We start from the raw sequence: 25,632 nt of genomic DNA, 5'->3' as shown, positions 1-25,632 counted from the left end.
CGCCGGGCGGCCTCGTGAAGCCGCATGGCGTGACGCCCGCGCGCAGCATCTGGCTCCTGCAGCGCAAGTCGACGCGTCCGGGCGCGGGCCTGGGCAAGACGTCGGGCTGGGTGCACCGCGCCACGCTGGCACGCAACGGTGTCGCGATGCTGGCGGGCGTGCAGTACGACCGCATCGACGACGCGGGCCTGCACATCACCGTGGGCGGGCAGGCGAAATTGCTGGAAGTGGACAATGTGGTGATCTGCGCCGGGCAGGAAAGCCTGGCGGAACTGATGCCGCCGGAAGGGCTGCAGGGCGGGCCCGCATTCCACAAGATCGGCGGCGCGGCATTGGCGGCCGAACTGGATGCGAAGCGGGCGATCCGCGAAGGCGCGGAGCTGGCGGCGCGTTTATAAGACGAGCCGCCGGGTCCTAGCTGCTGCGTTTCTTGCTCTTCTTGCTGCGGGAATCCGACGCCGGCTGCGCCGTCTGGTCACCCTGGCGCGGCGTGTCGAGGTCGCTCTGCCGGGAGCCCGTCGAGGATTCCAGCGAGCCGCCTTTCTGTTGCTGTTCCATGCCGCCGTAGCCCGACTGGCGCGATGCGTTCAGGCGGTCTTCTTCGCCGCGCGCCTGCATGCGCTGGGCGCTCTGGCGGGCGCTCCAGCCGGCCTGCTGGGCGCCGGGACCGCCGCGCTGGCCGCCCACGTTGTCGTTGAGACTACCCTGCAGCGAGCCGCGCGCGCGCAGCGATGCGCCCTGCTGTTCGATATTGGCCGACTGGACGTTGGCCCCACCCGGCGCCACCCAGCCCGGCGCGCGCGGCTGCTGGCTGTCTTCCGCGACGGTGACGGTTTTTTCCTTGGCGATGCCGCGCGAACGCGTGGTGTCCGGTCCTTTTTGTTTCGACATTTGATCCTCCTGTGAGCTGGGCTGACAAGAGGATCATGCGCGCGGGGAACGGGCTATTCCAGAGGAAGAGGGAGCGCACCTTTGTAGGACTGGAACTACCTTTTACGCACGACGACGCAGCCGATCGAATAGCCGGCGCCGAACGAGCAAATGACGCCGTTGGCGCCGCTGGGCAGGTCGTCCTGGTGCGAGTGGAATGCGATGATCGAGCCGGCCGACGACGTGTTCGCGTAGCGGTCGAGGATCACCGGCGCTTCGTCCGGCGTGGCGTCGCGGCCCAGCAGGGTGCGCGCGATCAGCTGGTTCATGCTCAGGTTCGCCTGGTGCAGCCAGAAACGGGAGATGTCCTCGATCTTCAGGCCCGCGTGCTCGACGGTGTCGCGGATCATCGCGGCCGCCATCGGGCACACTTCCTTGAACACCTTGCGGCCCTGCTGGCGGAACAGTTTATCGGGCTGGCCGATACCGTCTTCGTCGAAACGGTTCATGAAGCCGTAGTTGTTGCGGATATTGTTCGAGAACTTCGTCTTGAGTTTCGAATCGAGGATCTCGAACTGGTGGGCGCTCGTGGCCGTGTCGGCCGCTTCGATGACCATCGCGGTGCACGCGTCGCCGAAGATGAAATGGCTGTCGCGGTCGCGGAAGTTCAGGTGGGCGCTCGTGATTTCCGGATCGAGCACGAGCACGGCGCGCGCCTGGCCCGTCTGGACGGCGGCGGCGGCGGTCTGGATCGCGAACGTGGCGGACGAGCAGGCCACGTTCATGTCGAAGCCGTAGCCGTCGATGCCGAGCGCTTCCTGCACCTCGACAGCCATCGCCGGGTAGGCGCGCTGCATGTTGCTGGCGGCGACGAGGACCATGTCGATGTCGGCCGGCGTGCGGCCCGCGCGCGCGAGGGCTTCACGGGCGGCGGCGACGCAGATCTCGGCCTGCAGCGACAGTTCCTCGTCGGCGCGCTCCTTGATGCGCGGCGTCATGTGCGTGGGATCGAGGATGCCGGCCTTTTCCATCACGTAGCGCGACTTGATACCCGACGCTTTTTCGATGAAGGCGCTGCTGGACGGTTCCAGCGCGGTAACCTCGCCGGCCGCGATCTTCCCGGCGTGCTCCGCGTTGAACAGCTCGACGTACTGGTTGAACGCCGTCACCAGCTCATCGTTGGAGATCGAATTCGGTGGCGTGAACAGGCCGGTGCCGCTGATGACGACAGGTTTCATGTTTGACTAGCTTTCATAGACTATAACGGGAGGCAACACTCCCTGAATCAGGCGATTCTACACAATCGTACTGACGGTGGGAACCGAGGGTCCATTCCACAGGAAGCCCGTCAGTACAGGCGTTGTGCGGAATCAGTGAGCCTGTTGGGCGAGCGAGGCGGGCGGCGTGGCGCGTTTGGATAACTGTACGGGCAGGCCTTGCAGATGGTGCAGCGCCTGGGTCAACTGAAAATCGTCCGCGCTGCCGAATTCCAGCGGCTTGCGGGTGCGTTCGGCGGCGAGGATCCGCATCTGCTCCTCGATGTCGTCGTGGTTCGTCGCTTCCTCGCCCGCGCGGCTGGTGTCGTTCTTGAGGTGGTGCTGCAGGTCGGCTTCGCGCATGCGCAGGGCGTTCAGGCCGTCGCCGTCGGCGTTCTCGTCGACGGGGACGTCGGGCACGATGCCGCGCGCCTGGATCGAGCGGCCGCTGGGCGTGTAATAGCGTGCGGTCGTCAGTTTCACCGCGGTGTCGCCGGCCAGCGGGCGGATCGTCTGCACCGAACCCTTGCCGAACGTCTGGCTGCCGACGATGGCGGCGCGTTTATGGTCCTGCAGCGCACCCGCGACGATTTCCGATGCCGATGCCGAACCCGTGTTCACGAGGACGACCATCGGAATCGTTTTATACAGGTCCGGCACCTTGTCGAGCGGATCGTTGCCGCGGCTGAGCAGGTAGTACTCGGGGCTGCCGTAGAAGCGGGCCTTCGAATCGTCCAGCTGGCCGTTCGTCGAGACGATCTCGGCATTCTTCGGCAGGAACGCGGCGGAGACGCCAATCGCGCCCTGCAGCAGGCCGCCCGGGTCGTTGCGCAGGTCGAGCACGAGACCTTTCAGGTTCGGTTCCGCGCGCGCGAGCGCGGCCAGTTTATTCGCGAGATCCTCGACGGTCGGTTCCTGGAACTGCGACACGCGCACCCACGCGTAGCCGGGCGCGACGATCTTGCCCTTCACGCTCTTCTGCACGATCTCGTCGCGCACGATCGTGAACGACAGCGGCGCCGGGGCGTTCTTGCGCAGCACCGTGAGCACGACCTTCGTGTGCGGCTCGCCGCGCATGCGCTTGATGGCCTCGTCGAGGTCCATGTCCTTCACCGCCGCGCCGTCGACGTGCGTGATCAAATCGCCCGCCTGGATGCCGGCGCGGGCGGCCGGGGCGTCCTCGATCGGGGTGACGATGCGGACATAGCCTTCTTCGCTCTGGTTGATCTCGATGCCCAGGCCGACGAATTTGCCTTCGGTCCCTTCGCGCAGTTCGCGGTAGGCCTTGCGGTCCAGGTAGGCCGAGTGCGGGTCGAGCGCGCCCACCATGCCGGAGACGGCCTGCGTGAGGAGCTTGCGGTCTTCGACGGGCTCGACGTAGTCGGCCTTGATCGTGTTGTAGGCATGCGCCAGCTGGTGCAGGCCCTCGATGGGCATGCCGTCCACCGGCTTGTGGGCCAGGGCCGAATATTGCATCGTGACGCCGACCCCGAGGATCACACCGAGGGTGACCAGGGCAACGTTCTTGAAGCTGGAGCGCATGGGCGATGAGCGAAAGGGGACTGCGGTCCAGTATAACCCTCCCGCGGCCCCGGTGCGACGCCGGGATGCGCGGGAGTCCCGTCAGGCGACGGCGCGCTTGCCGGCCGGCAAGCTGCCGCGGCTGTTGATGATGCGCGAAAACAACGTCAGTTGCCCGTTGGTCGTGTCGTCCCAGCTGAAACCCTCGGCATAGCGGCGGGTGGCCGCGTGGTCCGGGTAGCTGCTGCGCAGTTCCGTCAGCGCCTCGGCGATGCCTTTCGCCGTGCGTTCCTTCATCAGCACGCCGGCTTCCGGCCTGGCCACGACTTCCGGCGTGCCCCACACGTTGGATGCAACGACCGGCGTGCCGCAGGCCATCGACTCGAGCAGCACGTTGGCCCAGCCTTCGCGGCTGGACGCGAGGATCATCGCATCGGCCGCGTTGTAGTAATGCTTGAGCTCGGTCTGTGCGACGGCGCCGAGGAATTTGACGCGGTCGGTCACGCCCAGGCTGGCGGCCAGCGCTTCCAGCTTCTTGCGCTCCGGTCCGATGCCGGCAATGAGCAGTTTCACGTCCGGCAGCATCGGCAGCGCGCCGATGGTCAGGTCGTGCGCCTTGCGCGGGTCGAGCACGCCGACGGAAATGACGGTGAAGCCGTCGATGCCCAGCTGGGCGCGCGCGGCCGCGCGGTCCATCGGCACGAAGCGCTGCAGGTCGACGCCGTTGCGCAGCGAGACGATGCGGTCGCCCGGAATGCCGAGGCCGATCATTTCTTCGCGCAATGCCTGGCACACCGTGATCATGCCGGCCGCGTTGTTTGCCGCCCACATGAGCTGCTTTCTCGGCAGCGTGAACTGCGGAATCAGGTTAATGTCGGTACCGCGGGCCGTAATGACGACGGGCTTGTTGAAGTACTTGCCCAGCATCACCGCGGCGACGCCGTCCGGATAAAAATAGTGCGCGTCGATGACGTCGAAGTCATAGCCCTCGTCGATGATGCGCCCGATCTCTTTCTTGCAGGCCTGGGCCATCAGCCACGGCGCCGCGGTCATCCCGACCTTCGGAATGACGAGGTAGCGGGGGTGCGTGACCTCGATGTCGTAGCGGGTTTCACGCGCCGGCACCTTGGAAAAGGCCGCGTAGTCGCCGAAACGCGGGTGCTGCGACGGGAACCAGGGCACGGGCGCGACGACTTTCGATTCGACCTGGCCGCTGGCGAGCAGGTAACGCAATCTTGTCTCGACAAAGATGCCGTGGCTGGGTTTGACCGTGTTCGGGAAGAGGGAACTGAATGTAAGGAGCTTCATCGACGATGTGCGCAGGGCGGAATAGCAGAGCGTAGCATCTATTATGTAATAGATTGCAATTACTTGGCTTTTCTAACGGAACGTCCTCCAGTTTAATAGCAAAAAAGCAAACGTGTAGCGTGCTCGCCAGAAATCTGTGATAAATTCGTCTAGTTATTAACCCGGCGGCAAGTCCTCCGGCCCACTCCCTCATGAGGCGAACCGGCATGCAGCGCGGGCGTCCCATGGTCCCTTACCTCAATCTGTAGAAGATCATGAAAATTTCAGTTATCGGGACTGGTTACGTCGGACTGGTGTCTGGCGCCTGCTTCGCCGACGTCGGCAACACCGTGCTGTGCCTGGACGTCGATACGCGCAAGATCACGATGTTGAAGGACGGGGTCATCCCGATCCACGAACCCGGCCTGGACAACCTCGTCCAGCGCAACGCCGCCGCCGGCCGCCTGCTGTTCTCGTCGAACTACGACGACGCCGTCAGCCACGCCGACATCATCTTCCTGGCCGTCGGTACGCCGCCGGACGAAGACGGCAGCGCCGACCTGACCCACATCCTCTCGGCCGCGCGCAGCATCGGCGAGCGCCTGACGAAGCCGGCCGTGATCGTCGACAAGTCGACCGTGCCCGTCGGCACCGCTGAAAAAGTGAAACGCGCCATCGCGGGCGAACTGGAGAAACGCGGTGTGAACGTCGCGTTCCATGTCGTCAGCAACCCCGAATTCCTGAAAGAAGGCGCCGCCATCGACGACTTCATGAAGCCGGACCGCATCGTGGTCGGTTTCGACGACGCCGAAGCCGGCAAGCAGATGCGCCAGCTGTACGCGCCGTTCAGCCGCAACCACGAGAAATTCGTCGAGATGGACATCCGCAGCGCCGAGCTGACGAAGTACGCGGCGAACGCGATGCTGGCCACCCGCATCAGCTTCATGAACGAGCTGGCCAACCTGTCCGAACTGCTGGGCGCCGACATCGAGGCCGTGCGCCTGGGCATCGGCATGGACCCGCGCATCGGTCCGGACTTCCTGTACGCCGGCATGGGCTATGGCGGTTCCTGCTTCCCGAAGGACGTCAAGGCGCTGATCAAGACCGCGTCCGACCATGACAAGCAGCTGCACCTGCTGACCGCGACCGAGAAGGTCAACGAAGAACAGAAGAACGTGCTGTTCACGAAGCTGGTGCGCTTCTTCGGCGGCGCAAACAACCTGAACGGCAAGACGATCGCCCTGTGGGGCCTGTCGTTCAAGCCGAATACGGACGACATGCGCGAAGCGCCGAGCCGCATCCTGGTCAAGTCGCTGTTCGACGCGGGCGCCAACGTGGTCGCCTACGACCCGGTCGCCAGCACCGAGGCGAAGCGTGTCCTGGTGGCCGAGCATGGCGAGGACCTGTGCAATACCCGTCTGCGCATCGTCGAGTCGGCCAAACAGGCCGTCGAAGGCGCGGACGTGCTCGTGCTGGTCACGGAATGGAAGGAATTCCGCGCGCCGGACCTGCCGTTCCTGGCCGAGAACCTGAAACTGAAGGCCGTGTTCGACGGTCGTAACATCTACGATCCGGACGCCTTCGCCGCCGCCGGCCTCGTCTACGAAGGCATCGGCCGCCGTTCGGGGAAAGTCGAGCAATGACGGACGCAGTGAGCAACAAGGGAACGATCCTCGTCACCGGCGCCGCCGGCTTCATCGGCAGCGCGGTGGCGGTGCGCCTGACCGCCATGGGTCACACCGTGGTCGGCTGCGACAACTTCAACGATTACTACGACCCGGCGCTGAAGCACCACCGCGTCGAGGCGCTGTTGAAACCGGCCGGCGTGACTTGCGAGACCGTCGAACTGAGCGACGGCGAGCAGGTGGCCGCGCTGTTCGAGCGCGTGAAACCGGCGCTCGTCGTGCACCTGGCCGCCCAGGCCGGCGTGCGCTATTCGCTGAAGAACCCGGCCGCGTACGTACAGGCGAATCTCGTCGCGTTCGGCCACATGCTGGAAGCGTGCCGCAACCACAAGGTCGAGCACCTGTTGTACGCGAGCAGCAGCAGCGTCTACGGCGCCAACGCCAAGACGCCGTTCAGCGAGGATGACGTCACCGACGCGCCCGTGTCGCTGTATGCCGCGACGAAGAAGTCGAACGAGCTGATGGCCCATTCGTATAGCCATCTGTACGGCATTCCGACGACGGGCCTGCGCTTCTTCACGGTGTATGGACCGTGGGGCCGCCCGGACATGGCCTATTTCAGCTTCGCGCGCAAGATGCTGGCGGGCGAGGCGATCCCCGTGTTCGCCGAAGGCAAGCTGTACCGCGACTTCACCTATATCGACGACATCGTCGAAGGCGTCGTCCGTCTGCTGTTCAAGCCGACCAAACCGGAAGGCAAGCCGCCGCACGCCATCTTCAACATCGGCAACCAGACGCCGGTGCAGGTGCTGGACTTCATTCGCACGCTGGAAGGCGCGCTCGATGTCAAGGCGACGCTGGACTTCCAGCCGATGCAGCCGGGCGACGTGCCGGCCACGCACGCCGATACCAGCAAGCTGCAGGACTGGGTCGGCTACAAACCCACGACGTCACTGGAGGCGGGTTTGCGTGAATTTGCGCGGTGGTATAATCGGGCGATACGTGAAAATGTTTCCTACCTGAAATGAAAAAAGTCCTCATCCTCGGCGTCAACGGTTTTATCGGCCACCATCTCTCCAAGCGCATCCTGGAGACGACCGATTGGGAAGTGTATGGCATGGACATGAACTCCGAGCGGATCGCGCATCTGCTGGACCATCCGCGCATGCACTTTTTTGAAGGCGACATCACCATCAACAAGGAGTGGGTCGAGTACCACGTCAAGAAGTGCGACGTGATCCTCCCGCTGGTGGCGATCGCGACGCCGTCGACGTACGTGAAGGAGCCGCTGCGCGTCTTCGAACTGGACTTCGAGGCGAACCTGCCGATCGTCCGCTCGGCCGCCAAGTACAAGAAACACCTGATTTTCCCGTCGACGTCGGAAGTCTACGGCATGAGCCCGGACTCGGAATTCGATCCGGAGAACTCGGAACTGGTCTACGGCCCGATCAACAAGCCGCGCTGGATCTACGCCTGCGCCAAGCAGCTGATGGACCGCGTGATCTGGGGCTACGGCATGGAAGGCCTGAATTTCACGCTGTTCCGTCCGTTCAACTGGATCGGCGCCGGCCTGGATTCGATCCACACGCCGAAAGAGGGCTCCTCGCGCGTGCTGACCCAGTTCCTGGGCCACATCGTGCGCGGCGAACCGATCCAGCTGGTCGACGGCGGCCAGCAGAAGCGTTCGTTCACCTATGTCGACGACGGCATCGACGCGCTGATGCGCATCATCGAGAACAAGGACGGCAAGGCCACCGGCAAGATCTTCAACGTGGGCAACCCGGTCAACAATTATTCGATCCGCGAACTGGCCGGCATGATGCTGGACCTGGCTGCCGAGTATCCGGAATACCGCGAGACGGCCAAGCAGGTGAAGCTGGTCGAAACGAGCTCGGGCGCCTACTACGGCACCGGCTACCAGGACGTGCAGAACCGTGTGCCGAAGATCGAGAACACGGTCTCGGAACTGGGCTGGAAGCCGCAGGTCTCCATGCGCGACGCGCTGGTCAAGATCTTCGATTCGTACAAGGACAAACTGGGCGACGCCGAGCAGCTCAACACCTGACCTGCGTTCGACCCTCGTTGAAAAGGCTGCCGCGGCAGCCTTTTTTATTCACATGCACATAGCCATTCTCGGCGGTGGCGTGGCGGGTGTCGCCGGCCGCCCGCGCGCGATGCGTCGCCTGTCGCGTGCCGGCGCGGACCTCGGCGCGCTGGACATCGGCCTGATCGACGCGCGGATGGGCTATCCCAGCCTGTCCATCCTCAGGAGCGATTTCCAGCGCATCCTGTCGGCGCGGCTGCAGGCGCTGGGCGTCGCCGTCCGGTATGGCCGCAACGTCGCGCGCATCGAACCGGGTGCGGTCGTCCACTTCGACGACGGGACGACCTTGACGGCGGATCTCGTCGTCGGCGCCGACGGCCGCATGGCATCGTGCGCCCGCCGCTACGTCACGGGCGGCAATGCGCCCATCTACCAGGGCTTCATCAACTGGATCGGCGTCTGCGAGGGCGAGTTCGACGTGGACACGATCTCGGACTATTGGGGCACGGGCGAACGCTTCGGCATCGTGCCCGTCGCGCGCGACAAGGCGTATTGGGCCGGCGGCGCGGCGCAGGCCACGATCGGCACGCGCGATCCGGACGCTTATCGGGACGAGCTGCAGCGCCTCTTCGCGGACTGGCCGGAACCGGTACGGCGCATCGTCGCCACCACGCCCGCCGCGCGCATCAACAAGATCTATGTGCACGACCACGATCCCGTGCCGACCTGGCACCGGGACAACCTGGTCATGATCGGCGACGCGGCCCACGCGGCCCTGCCCACGTCCGGCCAGGGCGCGTGCCAGGCGCTGGAAGACGCGTGGCACCTGGCGAACCGCATCGACGCGCATCCGGGCGATGTGGGCCAGGCCCTGCAAGCGTTCACCGCGCTGCGCTTCCAGAAGACGGCGGGCATCACGCTGGCCGGCCGCGGCCTGGCGGCGTCGCTGTTCAACCGCGACGAGGCCTTTTGCCGCGAGCGCGACCGCGCCAGCCGGCACGCGAATCATGCGGATCTCGCGCGGGCGATGGCCGATGGGTGGAGCCGGCACCTGCCGCTGTAAGTACCCGCCGTAAATACGACCTCGGGGTTCTTGTTAATCCTTGTATCTCCCGGCAAACACGGCGTAAGCATTTGTAAAGTGCCCGGACAGGGTGGGGGGCGGAGCATATAGTTCTTATCAGTTTTTCTCTCTCTCTCCACTCTTGAAGTGGTCTTTGCCCACGGTTCCCCCACCGTGGGCTTTTTTCTGCCCGGAGCCCAAAGATGATCACGACCCGGTTCGCCCGCGCTGTCCTGTGCGCGCTCGCCATCGGCAGCGCCGTCCCTTCGTTCGCCGTCCCGCTGATGGACATGCGCGTCGAGGATCTGCTGTTCATGTCCGCCGACGTAAAGAAATCCCTGAACCTGACCCCGAACCAGCAGACCTTGTGGAACCAGGTGGAAGGCCGTTCGCGCTCCATCCTGCGCGAGCGCCAGCGCCGCCGCGAGGCGCTGCAGGAACAGGCGAAGACGCTGCTGGCGAAGCCGGAGGTCGAATTGCGCGACCTGAACCGGGCCGTCGAGGCGGAAGCCGCGGCGACCAATACCGAGGACAAGCAGCTGCGCGAAGCGTGGCTGGAAGTGAACGATGCGCTCGACGACAAGCAGCGCGCCCAGGTCGCGACGTTCATGGGCGAGCAGTTGATGCGCGTGGTGCCGGAGGGGCGTTCGGGCACCGAGCGCGGCGGCGAACGTGGCGGGGAGCGCGGCGGCGGCCGTCCGGGCGGCATGGGTGGTCACGGGCGTGGCGGCATGGGCGGCGGCATGGGCGGCCCCGGCGGCGCGTCGATCAATCTCGGCGGCTGAGGCGTACATACAATGTATCGTTAAGTAAAAATCCGCCGCCCGTCGCTGATTCGACTATCCTTCCCCGCTAAAATTGGTGCCGCCGCGCAACCGATAACAACGATAGTCATGAGCACCAGCGAAGTCCTCAAGAGCCCGCCGCCAGCGATTCTCGTGCAGAGCGCGGCGACGGCGGCCCGGTGTATCGGCACACTGGGCCGTGTTACATTCGCGGATGGCCACAAGCCACACCGCAGCACACAAGGACCCCTCGTGAAACGTTACCTTCTCAGTACCCTGACCTTTTCCATGCTGACCACCTTCGTCTCCGCGGCAACCGCGGCGGCGGACCGCGCCGGCATCGACACGCAATACATCGACCCGAGCGTACGCGTGCAGGACGATTTCTTCACTTACCTGAACGGCAAGTGGCTCAAGACGACCGAGATCCCCGCCGACCGCTCGAGCTGGGGCACCTTCATGAAGCTGCGCGAGGACACGCAGCCGCAGCTCCTCGGCATCATCGAAGCGGACCAGAAGGATCCGCACAAGAAGGCCGGCACGGACGCGCAAAAGATCGCCGACCTGTACACGAGCTTCATGGACGAGAAGAAGCTGGAGACGCAGGGCTACAAGCCGCTGACGGGCGAACTGCAGCGCATCCGCACGCTGAAGGACAAGAAGGGCGTGCCGGACCTGATTGCGCACCTCATTAAAATCGGTGTCGCGACGCCGTACGGCATCGGCGTGGCGCAGGATGCGAAAGCGTCGACGAAGTACGCCACCTACATCCGCCAGGGCGGCCTCGGCATGCCGGACCGCGACTACTACCTGAAGGCGGACGACGCGAAGATGGCCGCGGCCAAGGCGAAGTACGAACAGCACGTCGCGAAGATCCTGGCGCTCGCCGGCGACAAGGAGGCGGACGCGAAGGCGAAGGCCATCGTCGCGTTCGAGACGGCACTGGCGAAGGCGCAGTGGACGAAGGTCGAACTGCGCGATCCGAACAAGAACTACAACAAGATGGACGTGGCGCAGCTCACCGCGCTGACGCCGGGTTATGACTGGAAGACCGCGTTCGGCGCCGCCGGCGTGGGCAACAAGGTCGATTACGTGATCGTCGGCCAGCCGACTTACCTGCGGGCCTTCGACAAGCTCCTCGCCGACACCGACATCGAGACGGTCAAGGCGTATTTCCAGTGGCAGCTGCTGCGCGAATACGCGCCTTACCTGTCGAAGGCGTTCGTCGACGCGGACTTCGATTTCTACGGCAAGACGCTGACCGGCGCGGACGTCAACCGTCCGCGCTGGAAGATCGGCGTGTCCGTCGTCGAGGGCGCGCTGGGCGAGGCGCTGGGCCGCGAATACGTGGCGAAATACTTCCCGCCGGAGCGCAAGGCGCGCATGGAGGAACTCGTCAAGAACGTCCTCGCCGCGTACCGGGAATCGATCGACCAGCTGGACTGGATGGGCCCGGAGACCAGGAAGGAAGCCCAGGCCAAGCTGGCGAAGTTCACGCCGAAGATCGGCTATCCGAACAAGTGGCGCGATTACACCCGCCTGAGCGTCAGGAAGGATGACCTGGTCGGCAACGTGATGCGCGCCGCGGCCTTCGCCTACAACCGCAACATCGACAAGCTGGGCAAGCCGATCGACCGCGAAGAGTGGGGCATGACGCCGCAGACGGTGAACGCGTACTACAACTCGCGCATGAACGAGATCGTGTTCCCGGCCGCGATCCTGCAGCCGCCGTTCTTCGATGCGAGCGCGGACGACGCCGTCAACTACGGCGGCATCGGCGCCGTGATCGGCCACGAGATCGGCCACGGCTTCGACGACAAGGGCAGCCAGTCGGACGGCGAGGGCAATCTGCGCAACTGGTGGACGGCGGACGACCAGGCGCGCTTCAAGGCCAAGACCGACATGCTGGTGAAGCAGTACGACTCTTTCGAGCCGCTGCCGGGCTACCACGTCAACGGCGCCCTCACGCTGGGCGAAAACATCGGCGACAACTCGGGCCTTGCCATCGCGTACAAGGCTTATAAAATCTCGCTGCACGGCCAGCAGGCCCCTGTCATCGACGGCCTCACGGGCGACCAGCGCTTCTTCATGGGCTGGGCCCAGGTGTGGCGCTCGAAGATGCGCGAGGCGCAGCAGATCGTGCAGGTGAAGACCGACCCGCACTCGCCGGGCCAGTTCCGCGCCAACGGCACGCTGCGCAACCAGGCCGCGTTCTACGAGGCATTCGGCGTGAAGGAAGGCGACAAGATGTACCTGCCGCCGGAGCAGCGCGTCACGATTTGGTAACAAAACGGATCGCCATCAGCGATAATCGAAGCCGGCGGTACCCCCGCCGGCAACCCACCATCCCACCCATAACAACCCGAGGGAGATGAAGAGATGATGAAGAAGCACACCCTGTTGAGCGCCCTGACCCTGGCGCTGCTTGCCAACGCCGGCCATGCGGCGGAAGGCGCCGCCGCCAAGAACACGGCCATCAAGAAGGGCCAGACCCTGGCCGCCGGCGTCGCCACCGAATACATCGATCCGGCCGTGCGCCCGCAGGACGATTTCTATGAATACCTGAACGGCAAGTGGATGAAGACGGTCGAGATCCCGGCCGACAAATCGAGCTGGGGCTCGTTCGCCAAGCTGCGCGACGACACGCTGCCGCAGCTGCGCGGCATCATCGAGAAAGCCGCCGCCGGCAACCCGGCCAAGGGCACCGACGCCCAGCGCATCGGCGATTACTACGCCAGCTTCATGGACGAAGCGAAGCTCGAGCAGCTCGGCATCACCCCGCTGAACGGCGAACTGGCGAAGATCGCGGCGCTGAAGGACAAGTCCGAGCTGCCCGCGCTGCTGGCGCACCTGGGCAAGATCGGCGTGAACGTGCCGTACGATTTCGGCATCCACCAGGACAACAAGGATTCGACCAAGTACGTCGCCGACATCTATCAAAGTGGCCTCGGCATGCCGGACCGCGACTACTACCTGAAGGCGGACGACGCCAAGCTGGCCGACGCGAAGGCCAAGTACCTGACGCACGTCGAGAAGACGCTGGCGCTGGCCGGCGACAAGAATGCCGCCGCCAACGCGAAGGCGATCGTCGACTTCGAGACGGAGCTGGCCAAGGTGCAGTGGACCAAGGTCGAACTGCGCGACCCGATCAAGGCCTACAACAAGGTGCCGCTGGCCGACATGGGCAAGGTCGCGCCGGACTACGACTGGAACGGCTACCTGCAGGCCACCGGCATCGCCGGCAAGACGACCTATGTGATCGTCAGCCAGCCGACCTACCTGAAAGGCTTCGCCGAGATCTCCAACAAGACCTCGCTGGACACCTGGAAGGCCTACCTGACGATGCACCTGGTGGACGCGTACGCGAACTACCTGAACAAGGCCTTCGTCGACGAACGCTTCGACTTCTACGGCAAGACGCTGTCGGGCGTGAAGGAGATGGAACCGCGCTGGAAGCGTGGCGTGGGCGCGATCGAGCGTTCGCAGGGCGAGTCGCTGGGCAAGCTGTACGTGGCCGAGTACTTCCCGCCGGAGCGCAAGGCGCGCATGGAAGCGCTGGTCAAGAACCTGCTGGTCGCCTACAAGCAGAGCATCGACAAGCTGGACTGGATGTCGCCGGCGACCAAGAAGGAAGCGCAGGCCAAGCTGGCCAAGTTCACGCCGAAGATCGGCTACCCGAACAAGTGGAAGGATTACTCGGCCCTCGTCGTGTCGCGTGACGACCTGGTGGGCAACGTGATGCGTTCGCGCGACGTCGAGTACAACCGCGAGCTGAACAAGCTGGGCAAGCCGATCGACCGCGACGAGTGGGGCATGACGCCGCAGACCATCAACGCGTATTACAACCCGGAGATGAACGAGATCGTCTTCCCGGCCGCGATCCTGCAGCCGCCGTTTTTCGACGCGAATGCGGATGATGCCGTGAACTACGGCGGCATCGGCGCCGTGATCGGCCACGAGATCAGCCACGGCTTCGACGACCAGGGCGCCCAGTACGACGGCGACGGCAACCTGCGCGACTGGTGGACGGCGGCCGATCACAAGAACTTCGAGGCCAAGACCAAGATGCTGGTGAACCAGTACAACCAGTTCGAGCCGATCAAGGGCTACCACGTGAACGGCGAACTGACGCTGGGCGAGAACATCGCCGACAACTCAGGTCTCGCGATCGCTTATAAAGCCTACAAGATCTCGCTGAAGGGCAAGAAGGCGCCCGTGATCGACGGCCTGACGGGCGAACAGCGCCTGTACATGGGCTGGGCCCAGGTGTGGCGCACCAAGATGCGTGAGCAGCAGCAGATCGTGCAGGTGAAGACCGACCCGCACTCGCCGGGCCAGTTCCGCGCCAACGGCACGCTGCGCAACCAGCCGGGCTTCTACGACGCCTTCAAGGTCAAGCAGGGCGACAAGATGTACCTGGCGCCGCAGGAGCGCGTCATCATCTGGTAATTCCGGCCCCAACGCCATCCCGCAGTCCCGGGGATGGCGTTGTCGTTGTTAGCGGTCGCAAATACAACATGGTTACAACTTGATGCTCTTAAAGCTTGCAAATATGCTAAAGTTCGCGACGCTGTCCCATCGTTGACCTTTCCCCGACATTCATGCAAGCGGTTTTCCAGAAACCCTCGTCCCGGTTCCTTTGCCTGGCTTATTTGTGCGCCGTCCTCGTCGGCGCGCTGGCCGTGTTCATGGCGAAGTCGTACCAGTCCGGTTTTTCCGGGGCGGATGAACCGTCGCACTTCCTCAACGGGTATTTTGTCTCCGATTACATTGCCCGCCATTTCGGCAGCAATCCGATGGGCGCGGCCACCGATTTCTACGTCCATTATCCGAAAATCTCGATCGGGCACTGGCCACCGGCCTATTACGGCATCCTCGGTCTCGTGTTCCTCGTGCTGCCGCCGACCTTGCCGGTGATCTTCGCCGTCAACGTCCTGTTCGCCGCACTGCCGGCGATCGGCGTCGCCGCGGCGCTGTCCATGCTGGCCGACCGCCGCGCCGCGCTGGCCGGCGCGCTCGTCTACGCGGTGACGCCGCTGGTGCTCGAAGGCCACGTGATGTTCATGGCGGACCAGCCGCTGACCGCCTGCCTGGTCGCCGCCACCGCCGTCTGGATCGCGTTCAGCGTGCGTCCCGGCTGGGGCAGTGCGCTCGGGTTCGCGCTGCTCGCCGCAACGGCCGTGCTCGTCAAGGGCAACGGCTGGCTCGTCGTGTTCGTTCCCGTCTTCCACATCCTGCTGACGGCCAACTGGAAACTGCTGCTGTCGGTGCGGCTGTACGTCGCCGCCGCGCTGGCGGCCGCCATCGTCGTGCCGTGGTACATGCTGACGGCCAAGATCGCCGCCGACGGTTTCAACTATCAGGCGGGCCTGCCGTATGCGACGAAGGCGCTGCTGTACAACTTGCAGGCCCTGGGGCGGAACGTGACGCCCGTCGGCGGCCTGCTGGCCCTGTACGCCATCGTGGCCGAGTTCCGCGCACGCCGCGCGGCGCCGCAACGCTGGACGATCGTCAGCGCCGTGATCAGCCTGCTGCTGGCGACCCTGCTGCTGCAGTCGCTGGTGCCGGTCGACATCGTCGAACGCTACATGGCGCCCGCGCTGCCGGCCGTCGTCGTGCTGGCCGTGCTCGGTGCCGTGCGCCTGCTGGCTCATTTGCCCTCCCTTCTGCGCGCGGGCACGCCCGCACCGGCGCTCGCCGCGCTGGCCGTCGTGATGGCCGTGCCGGGCATCGTGCACCTGGTCCAGCGCGCGCCGAAGGCCGATACCGGCATCGCCGCCGTGACCGACCGCCTGGCCGCCGCCAAACCCGTGCTGACCGTCATCGACGGCAGCGCCTCCACCGAAGGCTGGTTCATCGCCGACATGGCCGTGCACGACAGCGCGCTGCGCGGCTACGTCGTGCGCGCATCGAAGCTGCTGGCCGACTCGAATTTCATGGGCACCACCTATACCCTCAAGTACCACGACACCGCGGACGTGCTGGCCGAACTGCACCGGCTGGGCGTCCAGCACGTTGTCATCGTGCGCGAGGGCGGCAAGGACGCCTATCCGCACAGTGCCCAGGTGCGCGCGGCACTGGCGCGCGCCGATTCCGGCTTCCGGCTCGGCCAGACCCTGCCGCACCAGTACCGGTCGGGCGTCACCGAAGTCTACGACGCCGTCGCCCCGGCCCGGCCCGACATCGCGGCCGTCCGCAACATGGGCCTGCCGGCCAAGGCGACGGCGCTCACCAAATTGCAGTAATCCCAGTTCACCCGTCACACAACAGTATCCGCAGCGAGGACGCAGCATGCCTTCCACACTGAAAACCAATGTATTGCCGATCGAAGCGGCCCGCGCCGCATATGCCGGCCTCGACATCGCAGTGATCCTGCCTTGTTATAACGAGGAGGCCGCCATCGGCGCCGTCGTCGAAGGCTTCCGGCGCGAACTTCCGCAGGCGCGGATTTACGTCTACGACAACAATTCCAAGGACCGCACGTCCGAAGTGGCAGCGGCCGCGGGCGCCATCGTGCGCGCCGAGACCCTGCAGGGCAAGGGCAACGTCGTGCGCCGCATGTTCGCCGACATCGATGCCGACATTTACCTGATGTGCGACGGCGACATCACCTACGACGCCGCGAGCGCCCCGGCGCTGATCGCCAAGCTTGTCGAGGAAAACCTGGACATGGTCGTCGGCTGCCGCGTCGACTCCGAGGAAGCCGCCTACCGCGCCGGCCACCGTTTCGGCAATGCCCTGTTCACGGGCTTCGTCGCGCACCTGTTCGGCAACCGCTTCACCGACATCCTGTCGGGCTACCGCGTGTTCTCGCGGCGCTACGTGAAATCGTTCCCGGCGCTGTCGAACGGCTTCGAGACCGAGACCGAGCTGACCGTGCACGCGCTGCAGCTGCGCATGCCGATCGGCGAACTGGACACGCCGTACGGCGCGCGCCTGGAAGGCTCCACCAGCAAGCTGTCGACCTACCGCGACGGTTTCCGCATCCTGCTGATGATCACGAAGCTGTTCAAGAACGAGCGGCCGCTGCTGTTCTTCACGATCCTGTTCGCGCTGCTGGCGCTGGTGTCGATCGGCGTGTCGATCCCCGTGCTCGTGACCTATCTCGAGACGGGCCTGGTGCCGCGCCTGCCGACCGCCGTGCTGGCCGCCAGCATGATGCTGCTGGCCTTCCTGGCGCTCACCTGCGGCCTCGTGCTCGACACCGTCACCCATGGCCGGCGCGAAATGAAGCGCCTGGCCTACCTGACCGTGCCGTCGGTCGGGGCCACGCGCGAGAAAAAGGCTTGAAGCAGTTCTTCCGTTTCTGCCTCGTCGGCGCGCTGGGCTTCGTCACCGACTTCGGCGTCCTGTACGCCGTCGTCAAGGGCCTGGGCCTCGGCCCCATGAGCGGGCGCATCGTGTCGTTCCTCGTGGCCGCCACGGTCACGTGGAAGGTCAACCGCCATTTCACGTTCGTGAAGCAGGACGCCGGCTCCGTGCGCGAGTGGCTGCAGTATCTGGCGTTCACCGGCGTGGGCGGCTTCATCAACGTGGCCGTCTACCAGACCTGGCTCTGGTTCACCGACCACAGCACGCTGAACCTGTTCCTCGGCGTCGTGGCCGGGTCGGCGGTGGCGCTGATGTTCAACTTCGTGATCTCCAAGCGCGCGGTGTTCGCCGAGCGGCGCGCGGTGCAATAAAAACGGCCGCGCGATTGAACTAAACCCCAAAAGTTGGACACCAACTTTTGGGGTTTTTTCATGGCCAAGTACAGCGAGCAGTTCAAACTCGCCGTTGTCCAGGACTATCTAGCGGACACATCTGAAGGCTACCGTGCGATCGGAAGACGGCACGGGTTAAGTAGCCATGTCATTTTGCAGCGGTGGGTCGCGGCCTACCAGCTCCACGGCGGGGCAGGTTTGCGCAAGAAGTCCAGCGGATACAGCGCTGAGTACAAGCTGTCTGTGTTGCAGCACATGTGGGACAATCGGCTCTCGATTAATCAAACTGCCGCCAGATTCGATATTCGCAGTTATGCGATGGGTAGCATGTGGGAGCGTGCGTACCAGGAGGGCGGCATCGAGGCGTTGAAACCACGCCGTAGAGGAAGACCCAGGCCGATGACGGCGTCAGACACAAGTAAGCCGGATCAGGCTCCGGATGACGACAAGCGCAGCCGCGAGGATTTGCTGGCCGAGGTAAATCAACTGCGTATGGAGCTAGCTTACGTAAAAAAGTTGCAGGCCTTAGTTCAAGCCCGGCCAAAGCAAGCGCCGCGCAAAAAGCGCAAGTAGTGCAAGAACTAAGGCAGCAGTTCCCGATCGCCAGTTTGCTCAAGCTGGCGCAGCTCCCGCGCAGCACCTTCTATTATCAGCAGGGTTTGCTGCGACAGGAGGACAAGTACGGGAAGCTGAAAGAGACAATCAAAGCTGTCTTCGAACGCCACAAGGGACGTTATGGCTACCGACGCGTTACCGCCGCGATTCGCCAGTCAGGCAGTCCAGTCAACCATAAGCTCGTCCAGCGTTTGATGGGATTACTGGGGCTGAAATCGCTCGTGCGACCGAAGAAGTACCGCTCGTTCAAGGGCGAAGTGGGGCAAGCTGCGCCCAATGAACTGCAACGCCAATTCAAGGCTGATGCCGCCAATCGGAAGTGGGTGACGGACGTGACCGAGTTCAACGTCGTCGGCGAGAAGCTGTACCTCTCGCCCGTGCTGGACCTGTACAACGGCGAAATCATTTCCTTCGAAATGAACAAGCGTCCCGTCTTCGACATGGTGAGCTCAATGCTCAAGAAAGCCTTGGCCAAGCTGCAGCCTCATGAGAAGCCACTGCTTCACAGCGACCAGGGATGGCAGTATCGGATGCCGGCTTACCAGCATCAGCTTCGGGAGCGGGAACTCGTGCAGAGCATGTCGTGCAAAGGCAACTGCCATGACAACGCGGCCATGGAAAGCTTCTTCGGGGTGCTCAAGTCAGAGTTCTTCTACCTGAACAAATTCGACAGCGTCGATGCGTTACGGGATGGCCTGGTTGAGTACATCCATTATTACAATCACGACCGTATCAAACTCAAACTAAAAGGCCTGAGTCCTGTGCAATACAGAACTCAGGCCTTGGCTGCCTAGCAAACTAACCGTCCAACTTTACGGGGTCAGTTCATCGAAGCGGCCTTTTTCATGGTGCGGGTAAAGCGATTACTGCGTCACGCTCGAGTAGGAGCACGACTTGACCTGGCCGCGTGCCGGGTCGCCGAACACGGCGTTGGTGCACTTGACCGGACCGGTCACGACCTTCGAGGTGTAGATCGTGCTGGTGCCGTAGCGGACTTCACGCTTGCCGGTGAACGAGCAGGTGCCGTTTTCGGTGGCGCAGGCCGTGAAGGTCGGCGTGCCGGTCACCGGCGCGGCCGCCGTGGTCGTGCCGGCGTAGCTGCACGACTTGACAACGCCGCGGATCGGATCGCCGAACACGGCGGTCGTGCACGGGGTCGACGCGGTGATCATTTTCGACGTGTACACACCGTTCGCGCCGAAGCGGACTTCACGGGTGCCGCTGAACGCGCAGGTCGAGCCTTCGTTGCCGCACGCGGTCCAGGACGTGGTCGTCGTGGTCGGCGCGGTCAGCGATTCGTACGCGCCGATGTCGATCTGGCCGACCACCGGACGGGCTTCGCCCGCGGCGACAGCCTTGTACTGCGCGACAGCCTTCAGCGACACGCCCTTGGCCGACACGCCCGGATCCGAACCGGCATCGATCACCAGCGCGCTGCCGACCGGATGCAGGTCGTACGCGGCGCGGTTCGCGAAGCTCGGCGATGCCGAACGGTAGTTCGTCTTGTCGATCGTCGATCCCTGCGTGCTGAACGTGCCCACGCCGGCATAGATGTTGTTCTGGGCCACGGCCGGGGTCGGCACCTTGCCGCTGACGAACATGAACGTACCGCCGCTGCCCATGTCGTTCAGGAACGTGTTGTTGATGACGTACAGGTCGCTGCCGGCGTTGACCGCGCCTTCTTCACCGTAGGCCAGCATCGCCGGGTTCGAGTTCGATGCCGGTTGCTGGATGATGTTGCCGATGATGTAGGACGTACCGGCGTTCGGCAGGTCGATCTCGTACGACGGCTTGCCGGCGGCGGTGCTGCCCGTCTCGCCCGGGTTCAGGCTCGAGAAGCGGTTGTACGCGATCAGGTTGGTGTCCGCACGCGACTTCAGGTTGTGGCCGACGTTGGCGTCGTGCGAGAAGTTGTAGCGGAACGTCAGGCTCTTCACGTGGCCGATGTACAGGTTGTGCGACTGGCCGTCGCCTGCGCCGTTGTGGCCGAATTCGGTGTTCTCGATCACGACGTCGCTGTTCGCGTTGGCGTTCGCCAGGATACCGTTCTCGTTGTCGTGGATGAACGAGTTACGCAGCGTGAAACCGGCCGCTTCGAGGCGGAACGCGGCGCCGTTCGCGTCGGGCACTTTAGCGCCGTACATTTCGACGTTGTCCACGGTCAGGTTGTTGCCGTCGACGACCCAGATGCCTTTGCCACCGGCGTTCTTGCCGGCCGCATCGATCTTCGGACGGCCGTTGACGCCGCGGATGGTCAGGTTGTGGCGCAGGATGTAGCAGACATCGCCGCTATACGTGGTGTTGCCGGTGATTTCGATAACGTCGCCATCCTTGGCGGCGGCGATCGCGGCGCACGGCTTGGCGTAGGTCTTGCCCGGGCCAACCGACAGCGTCGCTGCGGATGCAGTGGTCACACCTGCGAACGCCATCAGGACGGCAACAGCCAGGTGCGATGCAGAGAATTGGGTGTTGCGCGATGCGGTTTGTTGCATGTCGATGTCCTCGTAAGCGATTGCCTGTCAGCAGTTGTGCCTGCTGGAAAGTTGCAGAATACGAGGTTTGAGATCGACGGTTTGTAACGAAGTGTAACCGAAAATAGCTGAACGGCAATCCTGAAAAGAGGCTAATTATTGTTCCTTTTAGCCTTATTTAGTAGAGCAAAAGAACATTTTGTGATCGCTTTTTCTAGTATCCAATGCAAGAAAAAGGAAGCCTGAAACGACTTTTTACGGTTTTTCCCTATGGAATGTAATTTCCGGTGGAAAATTTATCGACAGAGCCAGAGTGACAATATGCATATCTGACTGGCAAGTGCCGAGCTGACACCCGTGGTCGGAATGGCTACGAAAAAAAATTTTCGAAATCAAGTCGATGTTGCGTTCACGCCGCATTTTTTTTCGAAAAAATTTGTGCTGGTGACCAGCCCATTCGTGGACTGTACAGAAAAAGTTCAGTCCTGGAAACTATTTTATGAGTAAAAGTTGTATCTGGAGTAATTGCGGACTATTAATGCGACTTTGACGCCACAAACGGGCGCTGATCCGTTCGTTCCAAAACAAAAAACGCGGCACGAGGCCGCGTTTTTCGGAAGGGGACACGCCCCGCGAATTACTTGTAGCTGCAGGACTTGGCGATCCTGTAAGCCGGGTCACCGAAGACGGCGTTCGTGCAGGCAACCGGACCCGTCACGGTCTTCGTCACATAGTAGCCGTTGGCGCCGTAGCGGACCTGGTGGGTACCCGTGACCGAGCAGGTACCGCCTTCGGCCGCGCACGCCGTCCAGCCGGTATCGTTGGCGGCAGGTGCGGTCGGGGCCGGGGCCGGGGTCGTGGTCGAGGTGCCCGAGGTCGTGATCGTGTTGCTGGAGTAGCTGCAGGTCTTCAGCTGGCCTTTTGCCGGGTCGCCGAACACGGTATTCGCGCAGTAGATGGAACCCGTGAACGTCTTGGTCGAGAACGAGGTACCGGCGCCGTAGCGGACTTCGCGGGTGCCGCTGAACACGCAGGTGCCGCCTTCGCCGGAGCACGGGATCCACGACGGGCCCGTGGCCGCGGTCGCCGTCACGGTCGAGAGTGCGCTGGAATAGCTGCAGGTCTTGGCGACGCCGCGGATCGGATCGCCGAACACGGCGCTCGTGCACGCGGTCGAGCCGGTGACCACTTTCGACGTATAGATGCCGTTGGCACCGAAGCGGACTTCACGCGTACCGCTGAACGAGCAGGTCGAGCCTTCGTTGCCGCAGGCGGTCCAGGTCACGGGCGTGGTGTTCGCAGCGTCGCCCGTCACTTCATAGGCGCCGATGTCCAACTGGCCGGCCACCGGACGTGCTTCACCGGATGCAGTGGCTTTATATTGTGCGACCGGGGTCAGCGACACGCCCTTGGCCGACTTGCCCGGATCCGTACCGGCATTGATCACCAGCGCGCTGGCGGTCGGATGCAGGTCCCATTTGGCACGGTCGACGAAGCCCGGGGAGACCGAACGGTAGTTGTTCTTCACGATGGAGCTCGCCTGGGAGCTGAGGGTACCGATGCCGCCGAAGATATTGTTCTGGACCACCGCCGGGGTCGGGACCTTGCCGCTGACGAACAGGAACGTGCCGTCGCCGTACTCGTTCAGGATCGTGTTGTTGATGACGTACAGGTCGCTGCCGGCGTTGATCGCGCCTTCTTCGCCGTAGGCCACGATGGCCGGGTTCTGGTTGGCGGCCGGCTGGACGATGACGTTACCGATGATGTAGGACGTACCGGCGTTCGGCAGGTCGATCTCGTATGACGGCTGGCCGGTGGCGGTGCTGCCCGTTTCGCCCGGCGGCGTGCTCGAGAAGCGGCTGTACGCGATCATGTTGGTATCCGCGCGCGACTTCAGGTTGTGGCCGATGTTCGCATCATGCGAATAGCTGTAGCGGAACGTGAGGCTCTTCACGTGGCCGATGTACAGGTTGTGCGTCTGGCCGTCGCCGCGGCCGTTGTGGCCGAATTCCGTGTATTCGATCAGGATGTCGCTGTTCAGGTTGGCATTCGCCAGGATGCCGTTCTCGTTGTCGTGGATGAACGAATTACGCAGCGTAAAACCCGCGCCCTGCAGGCGGAACGCGGCGCCGTTGCCGTCCATGACCTTCGCGCCGTACATCTCGACGTTGTCGACCGTCAGGTTGTTGCCGTTGACGACCCAGATACCCTTGTCGGCCGCGTTCTTGCCGGCGGCGTCGATCTTCGGACGGCCGTTGACGCCGCGGATGGTCAGGTTGTGGCGGTTGATGCTGCAGGCGTCGCCGCTGTACGTGGTATTGCCGGTGATTTCGATGACGTCGCCGTCCTTGGCGACCGCGATGGCGGCGCAGGGTTTGGCATAGGTCTTGCCGGGGCCGACGGACAGCGTGGCTGCGGAAGCGGAGGTCACACCTGCGAAGGCCATCAGAATGGTGGCAGCCAGGAGTGAATGGTTACGCAAAGTGTGCATGAGATTCCTCGTAAAGTTTCTGTGCGGGAAGTAATTCCCAAGGGCAAGATGCAGAATACGAGGTTTACGATTCACCCTTTGTAACGGCGTGTAACAATAGTTGGTCAATTAAAAAGACCTGGAACAAAACGTTTGCCGCGTCGTTCAGCATTATGCATGCCAAAAATTCCATCTTGATGACTTCTTGAACATTTTATTCGGTCTTTCGGTGTTTGTGTTTCTTCAACCCAACTTTTATTCTCCCTATGAAACGCACGAGTTTCGGTAACCAGAGACCAATAGTTAAAAATTTATAAGAGGTCTTAGCGTTTAGGCACAACGCGGCCGCTTTCACTTTTTTGAGAAAAGTCAGCGGAAAAAACGCTTACGGAGGCGAAATGTTGCGTATAAGCGTCAGCGGCCGCCGGTGCCGCTCGTCCACGGATCCGCCGCCGGCCCCGCTTTCAGGACGACCCCGTTGACCAGCGGCCGCAGCGTGAAGCCGGCGCGGTCGATGAAGCCCGGTTTGTCCATGCGACGGTTGTCTTTCTGCACGGCGCTGCCCTGCGTGCTCACGGTGCCGGGACCGGCGAAGACATTGTTCTGGATTAGGGCAGGGGTCGATACCTTGCCGCTGATGAACAGGAACGTGCCGCTGCTGAAGTCGTTCAGGAAGGTGTTATTGATGACATACAGATCCTGGCCGGGATTCGTCGCCCCTTCTTCGCCATACGCCACGATGTTCGGATTGTCGTTGATGGCCGGCTGCTCGATCACGTTGCCGATGATGTAGGACGTACCGGCGTTCGGCAGGTCGATTTCGTACGACGGCTTGCCGCTCGCCGTGCTGCCGGGCTTGCCCGGGGGCGTGCTCGAGAAGCGGTTGTACGCGATCATGTTGAACATCGCGCGCGACTTGAGGTTGTGCCCGATGTTCGCGTCGTGTGAATAGTTGTAGCGGAAGGTCAGGCTTTTGGCGTTGCCGATGTACAGGTTGTGCGTCTGGCCGTCGCCGTGGCCGTTGTGGCCGAATTCGCTGTGTTCGATCACGACGTTGCTGTTGCGGTTCGCACCCATCAGGATGCCGTTTTCGTTGTCGTGGATGAAGGCCTGGCGCAGCGTGAAATTCGTGCCTTCCAGCCGCAGCGCCGCGCCGTTGCCGTCCATGACTTTCGAGCCCAGCATCTCCACGTTCTCGACCGTGATGTTGTTGCCGGTGACGACCCAGGTGCCCTTGTTGCCGAACTGGCGTCCGGCCGCGTCGATGACCGGCCGGCCCTGCACGCCGCGGATGGTCAGGTTGCTGCGGGCGATCGCACAGGTGTCGCCGCTGTACGTCCAGTCGCCGACGATCTCGATGGTGTCGCCATCCCTGGCGGCGGCGAAGGCCGCGCACGGCGCGACATAAGTCTTGCCCGGACCCACCGACAGCGTGGCGGCGCCCGCGGCGCCGGCCGTGGCCAGCAGTGCCGCGGCGAGGGACAGGCGGATGACGGGGGTGTACGACGGTGACACGTTCATTCCTTATCTCATTCATGAAAAAACCGTCCCGCAGGACGGTTTTTTTCGGCTTATTTCGCGGCCGCGACCATATAGTCCACGGCGGCTTTCACGTCGGCGTCGGGCGCTGTGGAACCGCCCTTCGGCGGCATCACGCCGGCCTTGCCCTGGAAGCCCTTGATGGCATGCTCGTACAGCGTATTCGTGCCTTGCGCGATGCGCGGTGCCCACGCGGCCTTGTCGCCGACCTTGGGTGCGCCGGCGATGCCCGCGGTATGGCAGGCCGTGCAGGCCGTATTGAACAGGGCCTTGCCGGCTTCGTTGTTGCCGGCGACGGCCGGCGTCGCGATCGCGCCTGCGGTAGGCGGGGTGCCCGGCGTTGCTGCCGGCTGGGCCGGGGCGGGTGCGGCGGCGGCTGCCGG

General features: G+C 63.5%; 19 protein-coding genes and 1 pseudogene. 12 read left to right on the top strand and 8 right to left on the bottom strand.

Annotated elements, in window-relative coordinates; translation table 11 throughout:
- Nucleotides 1-398: pseudogene (gene fadH, locus ACEN88_RS04795) on the top strand (NADPH-dependent 2,4-dienoyl-CoA reductase); the annotation flags it as partial.
- 16 nt (nucleotides 399-414) lie between these two features.
- Here fadH and ACEN88_RS04790 read toward each other — a convergent pair.
- From ACEN88_RS04790 to ACEN88_RS04775, 4 genes are all read right to left on the bottom strand, one after another.
- Entirely contained in the window at nucleotides 415-891 is a 477-nt protein-coding gene (locus ACEN88_RS04790; RefSeq protein WP_413337647.1) for a hypothetical protein, read from the bottom strand.
- A gap of 95 nt (nucleotides 892-986) precedes the next feature.
- Entirely contained in the window at nucleotides 987-2,108 is a 1,122-nt protein-coding gene (locus ACEN88_RS04785; RefSeq protein WP_413337646.1) for a beta-ketoacyl-ACP synthase III, read from the bottom strand.
- A 132-nt stretch (nucleotides 2,109-2,240) separates the two neighbouring features.
- Nucleotides 2,241-3,668, bottom strand: a complete 1,428-nt coding sequence (locus ACEN88_RS04780; RefSeq protein WP_413337645.1) for a S41 family peptidase — start codon at nucleotides 3,666-3,668, stop codon at nucleotides 2,241-2,243.
- 81 nt (nucleotides 3,669-3,749) lie between these two features.
- Nucleotides 3,750-4,955: a glycosyltransferase family 4 protein gene (locus ACEN88_RS04775; RefSeq protein ID WP_413337644.1), complete on the bottom strand. Its 1,206-nt coding sequence runs from the start codon at nucleotides 4,953-4,955 to the stop codon at nucleotides 3,750-3,752.
- A gap of 254 nt (nucleotides 4,956-5,209) precedes the next feature.
- Here ACEN88_RS04775 and ACEN88_RS04770 point away from each other — a divergent pair, with 254 nt between their 5' ends.
- The 11 genes from ACEN88_RS04770 (at nucleotide 5,210) to ACEN88_RS04720 (ending at nucleotide 19,563) form a co-directional block, all read left to right on the top strand.
- A complete protein-coding gene (locus ACEN88_RS04770; RefSeq protein ID WP_413337643.1) occupies nucleotides 5,210-6,577 on the top strand; it encodes a UDP-glucose dehydrogenase family protein in 1,368 nt (455 codons plus the stop codon).
- The gene (locus tag ACEN88_RS04765) at nucleotides 6,574-7,587 is read left to right on the top strand and encodes an NAD-dependent epimerase/dehydratase family protein (protein WP_413337642.1); all 1,014 of its coding nucleotides are present in this window, start codon (nucleotides 6,574-6,576) and stop codon (nucleotides 7,585-7,587) included. Before ACEN88_RS04770 ends, ACEN88_RS04765 begins: the two co-directional genes overlap by 4 nt.
- Nucleotides 7,584-8,624: a bifunctional UDP-4-keto-pentose/UDP-xylose synthase gene (locus ACEN88_RS04760; RefSeq protein ID WP_056134049.1), complete on the top strand. Its 1,041-nt coding sequence runs from the start codon at nucleotides 7,584-7,586 to the stop codon at nucleotides 8,622-8,624. Before ACEN88_RS04765 ends, ACEN88_RS04760 begins: the two co-directional genes overlap by 4 nt.
- 52 nt (nucleotides 8,625-8,676) lie before the next feature.
- Nucleotides 8,677-9,666 (top strand): FAD-dependent monooxygenase, encoded by a 990-nt coding sequence (locus ACEN88_RS04755; RefSeq protein ID WP_413337641.1) that lies wholly within the window; start codon nucleotides 8,677-8,679, stop codon nucleotides 9,664-9,666.
- A gap of 203 nt (nucleotides 9,667-9,869) precedes the next feature.
- Complete coding sequence (locus ACEN88_RS04750; protein WP_413337640.1) at nucleotides 9,870-10,451, top strand: hypothetical protein; 582 nt, start codon at nucleotides 9,870-9,872, stop codon at nucleotides 10,449-10,451.
- Between the two features lie 252 nt (nucleotides 10,452-10,703).
- Nucleotides 10,704-12,737, top strand: a complete 2,034-nt coding sequence (locus ACEN88_RS04745) for a M13 family metallopeptidase (RefSeq protein WP_413337639.1) — start codon at nucleotides 10,704-10,706, stop codon at nucleotides 12,735-12,737.
- Between the two features lie 96 nt (nucleotides 12,738-12,833).
- A complete protein-coding gene (locus tag ACEN88_RS04740; protein WP_413337648.1) occupies nucleotides 12,834-14,900 on the top strand; it encodes a M13 family metallopeptidase in 2,067 nt (688 codons plus the stop codon).
- Between the two features lie 152 nt (nucleotides 14,901-15,052).
- Entirely contained in the window at nucleotides 15,053-16,696 is a 1,644-nt protein-coding gene (locus tag ACEN88_RS04735) for an ArnT family glycosyltransferase (protein ID WP_413337638.1), read from the top strand.
- Nucleotides 16,697-16,742: 46 nt separating this feature from the next.
- On the top strand, nucleotides 16,743-17,741 hold the full coding sequence (locus tag ACEN88_RS04730) for a glycosyltransferase family 2 protein (protein WP_413337637.1): 999 nt from the start codon (nucleotides 16,743-16,745) through the stop codon (nucleotides 17,739-17,741).
- Nucleotides 17,738-18,133 carry a GtrA family protein gene (locus ACEN88_RS04725; protein WP_413337636.1) on the top strand — a complete coding sequence of 132 codons (396 nt, stop codon included), beginning with the start codon at nucleotides 17,738-17,740 and terminating at the stop codon, nucleotides 18,131-18,133. Before ACEN88_RS04730 ends, ACEN88_RS04725 begins: the two co-directional genes overlap by 4 nt.
- Before the next feature lie 60 nt (nucleotides 18,134-18,193).
- Nucleotides 18,194-19,563, top strand: a protein-coding gene (locus ACEN88_RS04720; RefSeq protein WP_413337635.1) for an IS3 family transposase whose coding sequence is annotated in 2 segments (ribosomal slippage) — nucleotides 18,194-18,682 and nucleotides 18,685-19,563 — 1,368 coding nt in all. Because the reading frame shifts where the segments join, the coding sequence is not laid out codon by codon here.
- Nucleotides 19,564-19,632: 69 nt separating this feature from the next.
- On the opposite strand, the gene ACEN88_RS04715 is transcribed toward ACEN88_RS04720, so the two are convergent.
- The 4 genes from ACEN88_RS04715 to ACEN88_RS04700 form a co-directional block, all read right to left on the bottom strand.
- Nucleotides 19,633-21,261: a hypothetical protein gene (locus ACEN88_RS04715; RefSeq protein WP_413337634.1), complete on the bottom strand. Its 1,629-nt coding sequence runs from the start codon at nucleotides 21,259-21,261 to the stop codon at nucleotides 19,633-19,635.
- Between the two features lie 616 nt (nucleotides 21,262-21,877).
- The gene (locus ACEN88_RS04710; protein ID WP_413337633.1) at nucleotides 21,878-23,731 is read right to left on the bottom strand and encodes a hypothetical protein; all 1,854 of its coding nucleotides are present in this window, start codon (nucleotides 23,729-23,731) and stop codon (nucleotides 21,878-21,880) included.
- Between the two features lie 393 nt (nucleotides 23,732-24,124).
- A complete protein-coding gene (locus tag ACEN88_RS04705; RefSeq protein WP_413337632.1) occupies nucleotides 24,125-25,231 on the bottom strand; it encodes a hypothetical protein in 1,107 nt (368 codons plus the stop codon).
- A 50-nt stretch (nucleotides 25,232-25,281) separates the two neighbouring features.
- Nucleotides 25,282-25,632, bottom strand: a 351-nt coding sequence (locus ACEN88_RS04700; RefSeq protein WP_413337631.1) for a c-type cytochrome, incomplete at its 5' end; no start/stop codon positions are given.

Source organism: Massilia sp. CT11-108 (assembly GCF_047302915.1).
Classification (GTDB): Bacteria; Pseudomonadota; Gammaproteobacteria; order Burkholderiales; family Burkholderiaceae_D; genus Telluria; species Telluria orientalis.
Note: the sequence above shows the minus strand (reverse complement) of the source record. Positions and strands in the feature narration are given on the sequence as shown.

Excerpts from the sequence above, each read along its gene's own strand:
- ACEN88_RS04775 (WP_413337644.1), bottom strand. The coding sequence starts at position 4,955 with ATGAAGCTCCTTACATTCAGTTCCCTCTTCCCGAACACGGTCAAACCC.
- ACEN88_RS04790 (WP_413337647.1), bottom strand. The coding sequence starts at position 891 with ATGTCGAAACAAAAAGGACCGGACACCACGCGTTCGCGCGGCATCGCC.
- ACEN88_RS04715 (WP_413337634.1), bottom strand. The coding sequence starts at position 21,261 with ATGCAACAAACCGCATCGCGCAACACCCAATTCTCTGCATCGCACCTG.
- ACEN88_RS04765 (WP_413337642.1), top strand. The coding sequence starts at position 6,574 with ATGACGGACGCAGTGAGCAACAAGGGAACGATCCTCGTCACCGGCGCC.
- ACEN88_RS04730 (WP_413337637.1), top strand. The coding sequence starts at position 16,743 with ATGCCTTCCACACTGAAAACCAATGTATTGCCGATCGAAGCGGCCCGC.
- ACEN88_RS04755 (WP_413337641.1), top strand. The coding sequence starts at position 8,677 with ATGCACATAGCCATTCTCGGCGGTGGCGTGGCGGGTGTCGCCGGCCGC.
- ACEN88_RS04770 (WP_413337643.1), top strand. The coding sequence starts at position 5,210 with ATGAAAATTTCAGTTATCGGGACTGGTTACGTCGGACTGGTGTCTGGC.
- ACEN88_RS04710 (WP_413337633.1), bottom strand. The coding sequence starts at position 23,731 with ATGCACACTTTGCGTAACCATTCACTCCTGGCTGCCACCATTCTGATG.
- ACEN88_RS04785 (WP_413337646.1), bottom strand. The coding sequence starts at position 2,108 with ATGAAACCTGTCGTCATCAGCGGCACCGGCCTGTTCACGCCACCGAAT.
- ACEN88_RS04705 (WP_413337632.1), bottom strand. The coding sequence starts at position 25,231 with ATGAACGTGTCACCGTCGTACACCCCCGTCATCCGCCTGTCCCTCGCC.
- ACEN88_RS04780 (WP_413337645.1), bottom strand. The coding sequence starts at position 3,668 with ATGCGCTCCAGCTTCAAGAACGTTGCCCTGGTCACCCTCGGTGTGATC.
- ACEN88_RS04735 (WP_413337638.1), top strand. The coding sequence starts at position 15,053 with ATGCAAGCGGTTTTCCAGAAACCCTCGTCCCGGTTCCTTTGCCTGGCT.
- ACEN88_RS04760 (WP_056134049.1), top strand. The coding sequence starts at position 7,584 with ATGAAAAAAGTCCTCATCCTCGGCGTCAACGGTTTTATCGGCCACCAT.
- ACEN88_RS04750 (WP_413337640.1), top strand. The coding sequence starts at position 9,870 with ATGATCACGACCCGGTTCGCCCGCGCTGTCCTGTGCGCGCTCGCCATC.
- ACEN88_RS04740 (WP_413337648.1), top strand. The coding sequence starts at position 12,834 with ATGAAGAAGCACACCCTGTTGAGCGCCCTGACCCTGGCGCTGCTTGCC.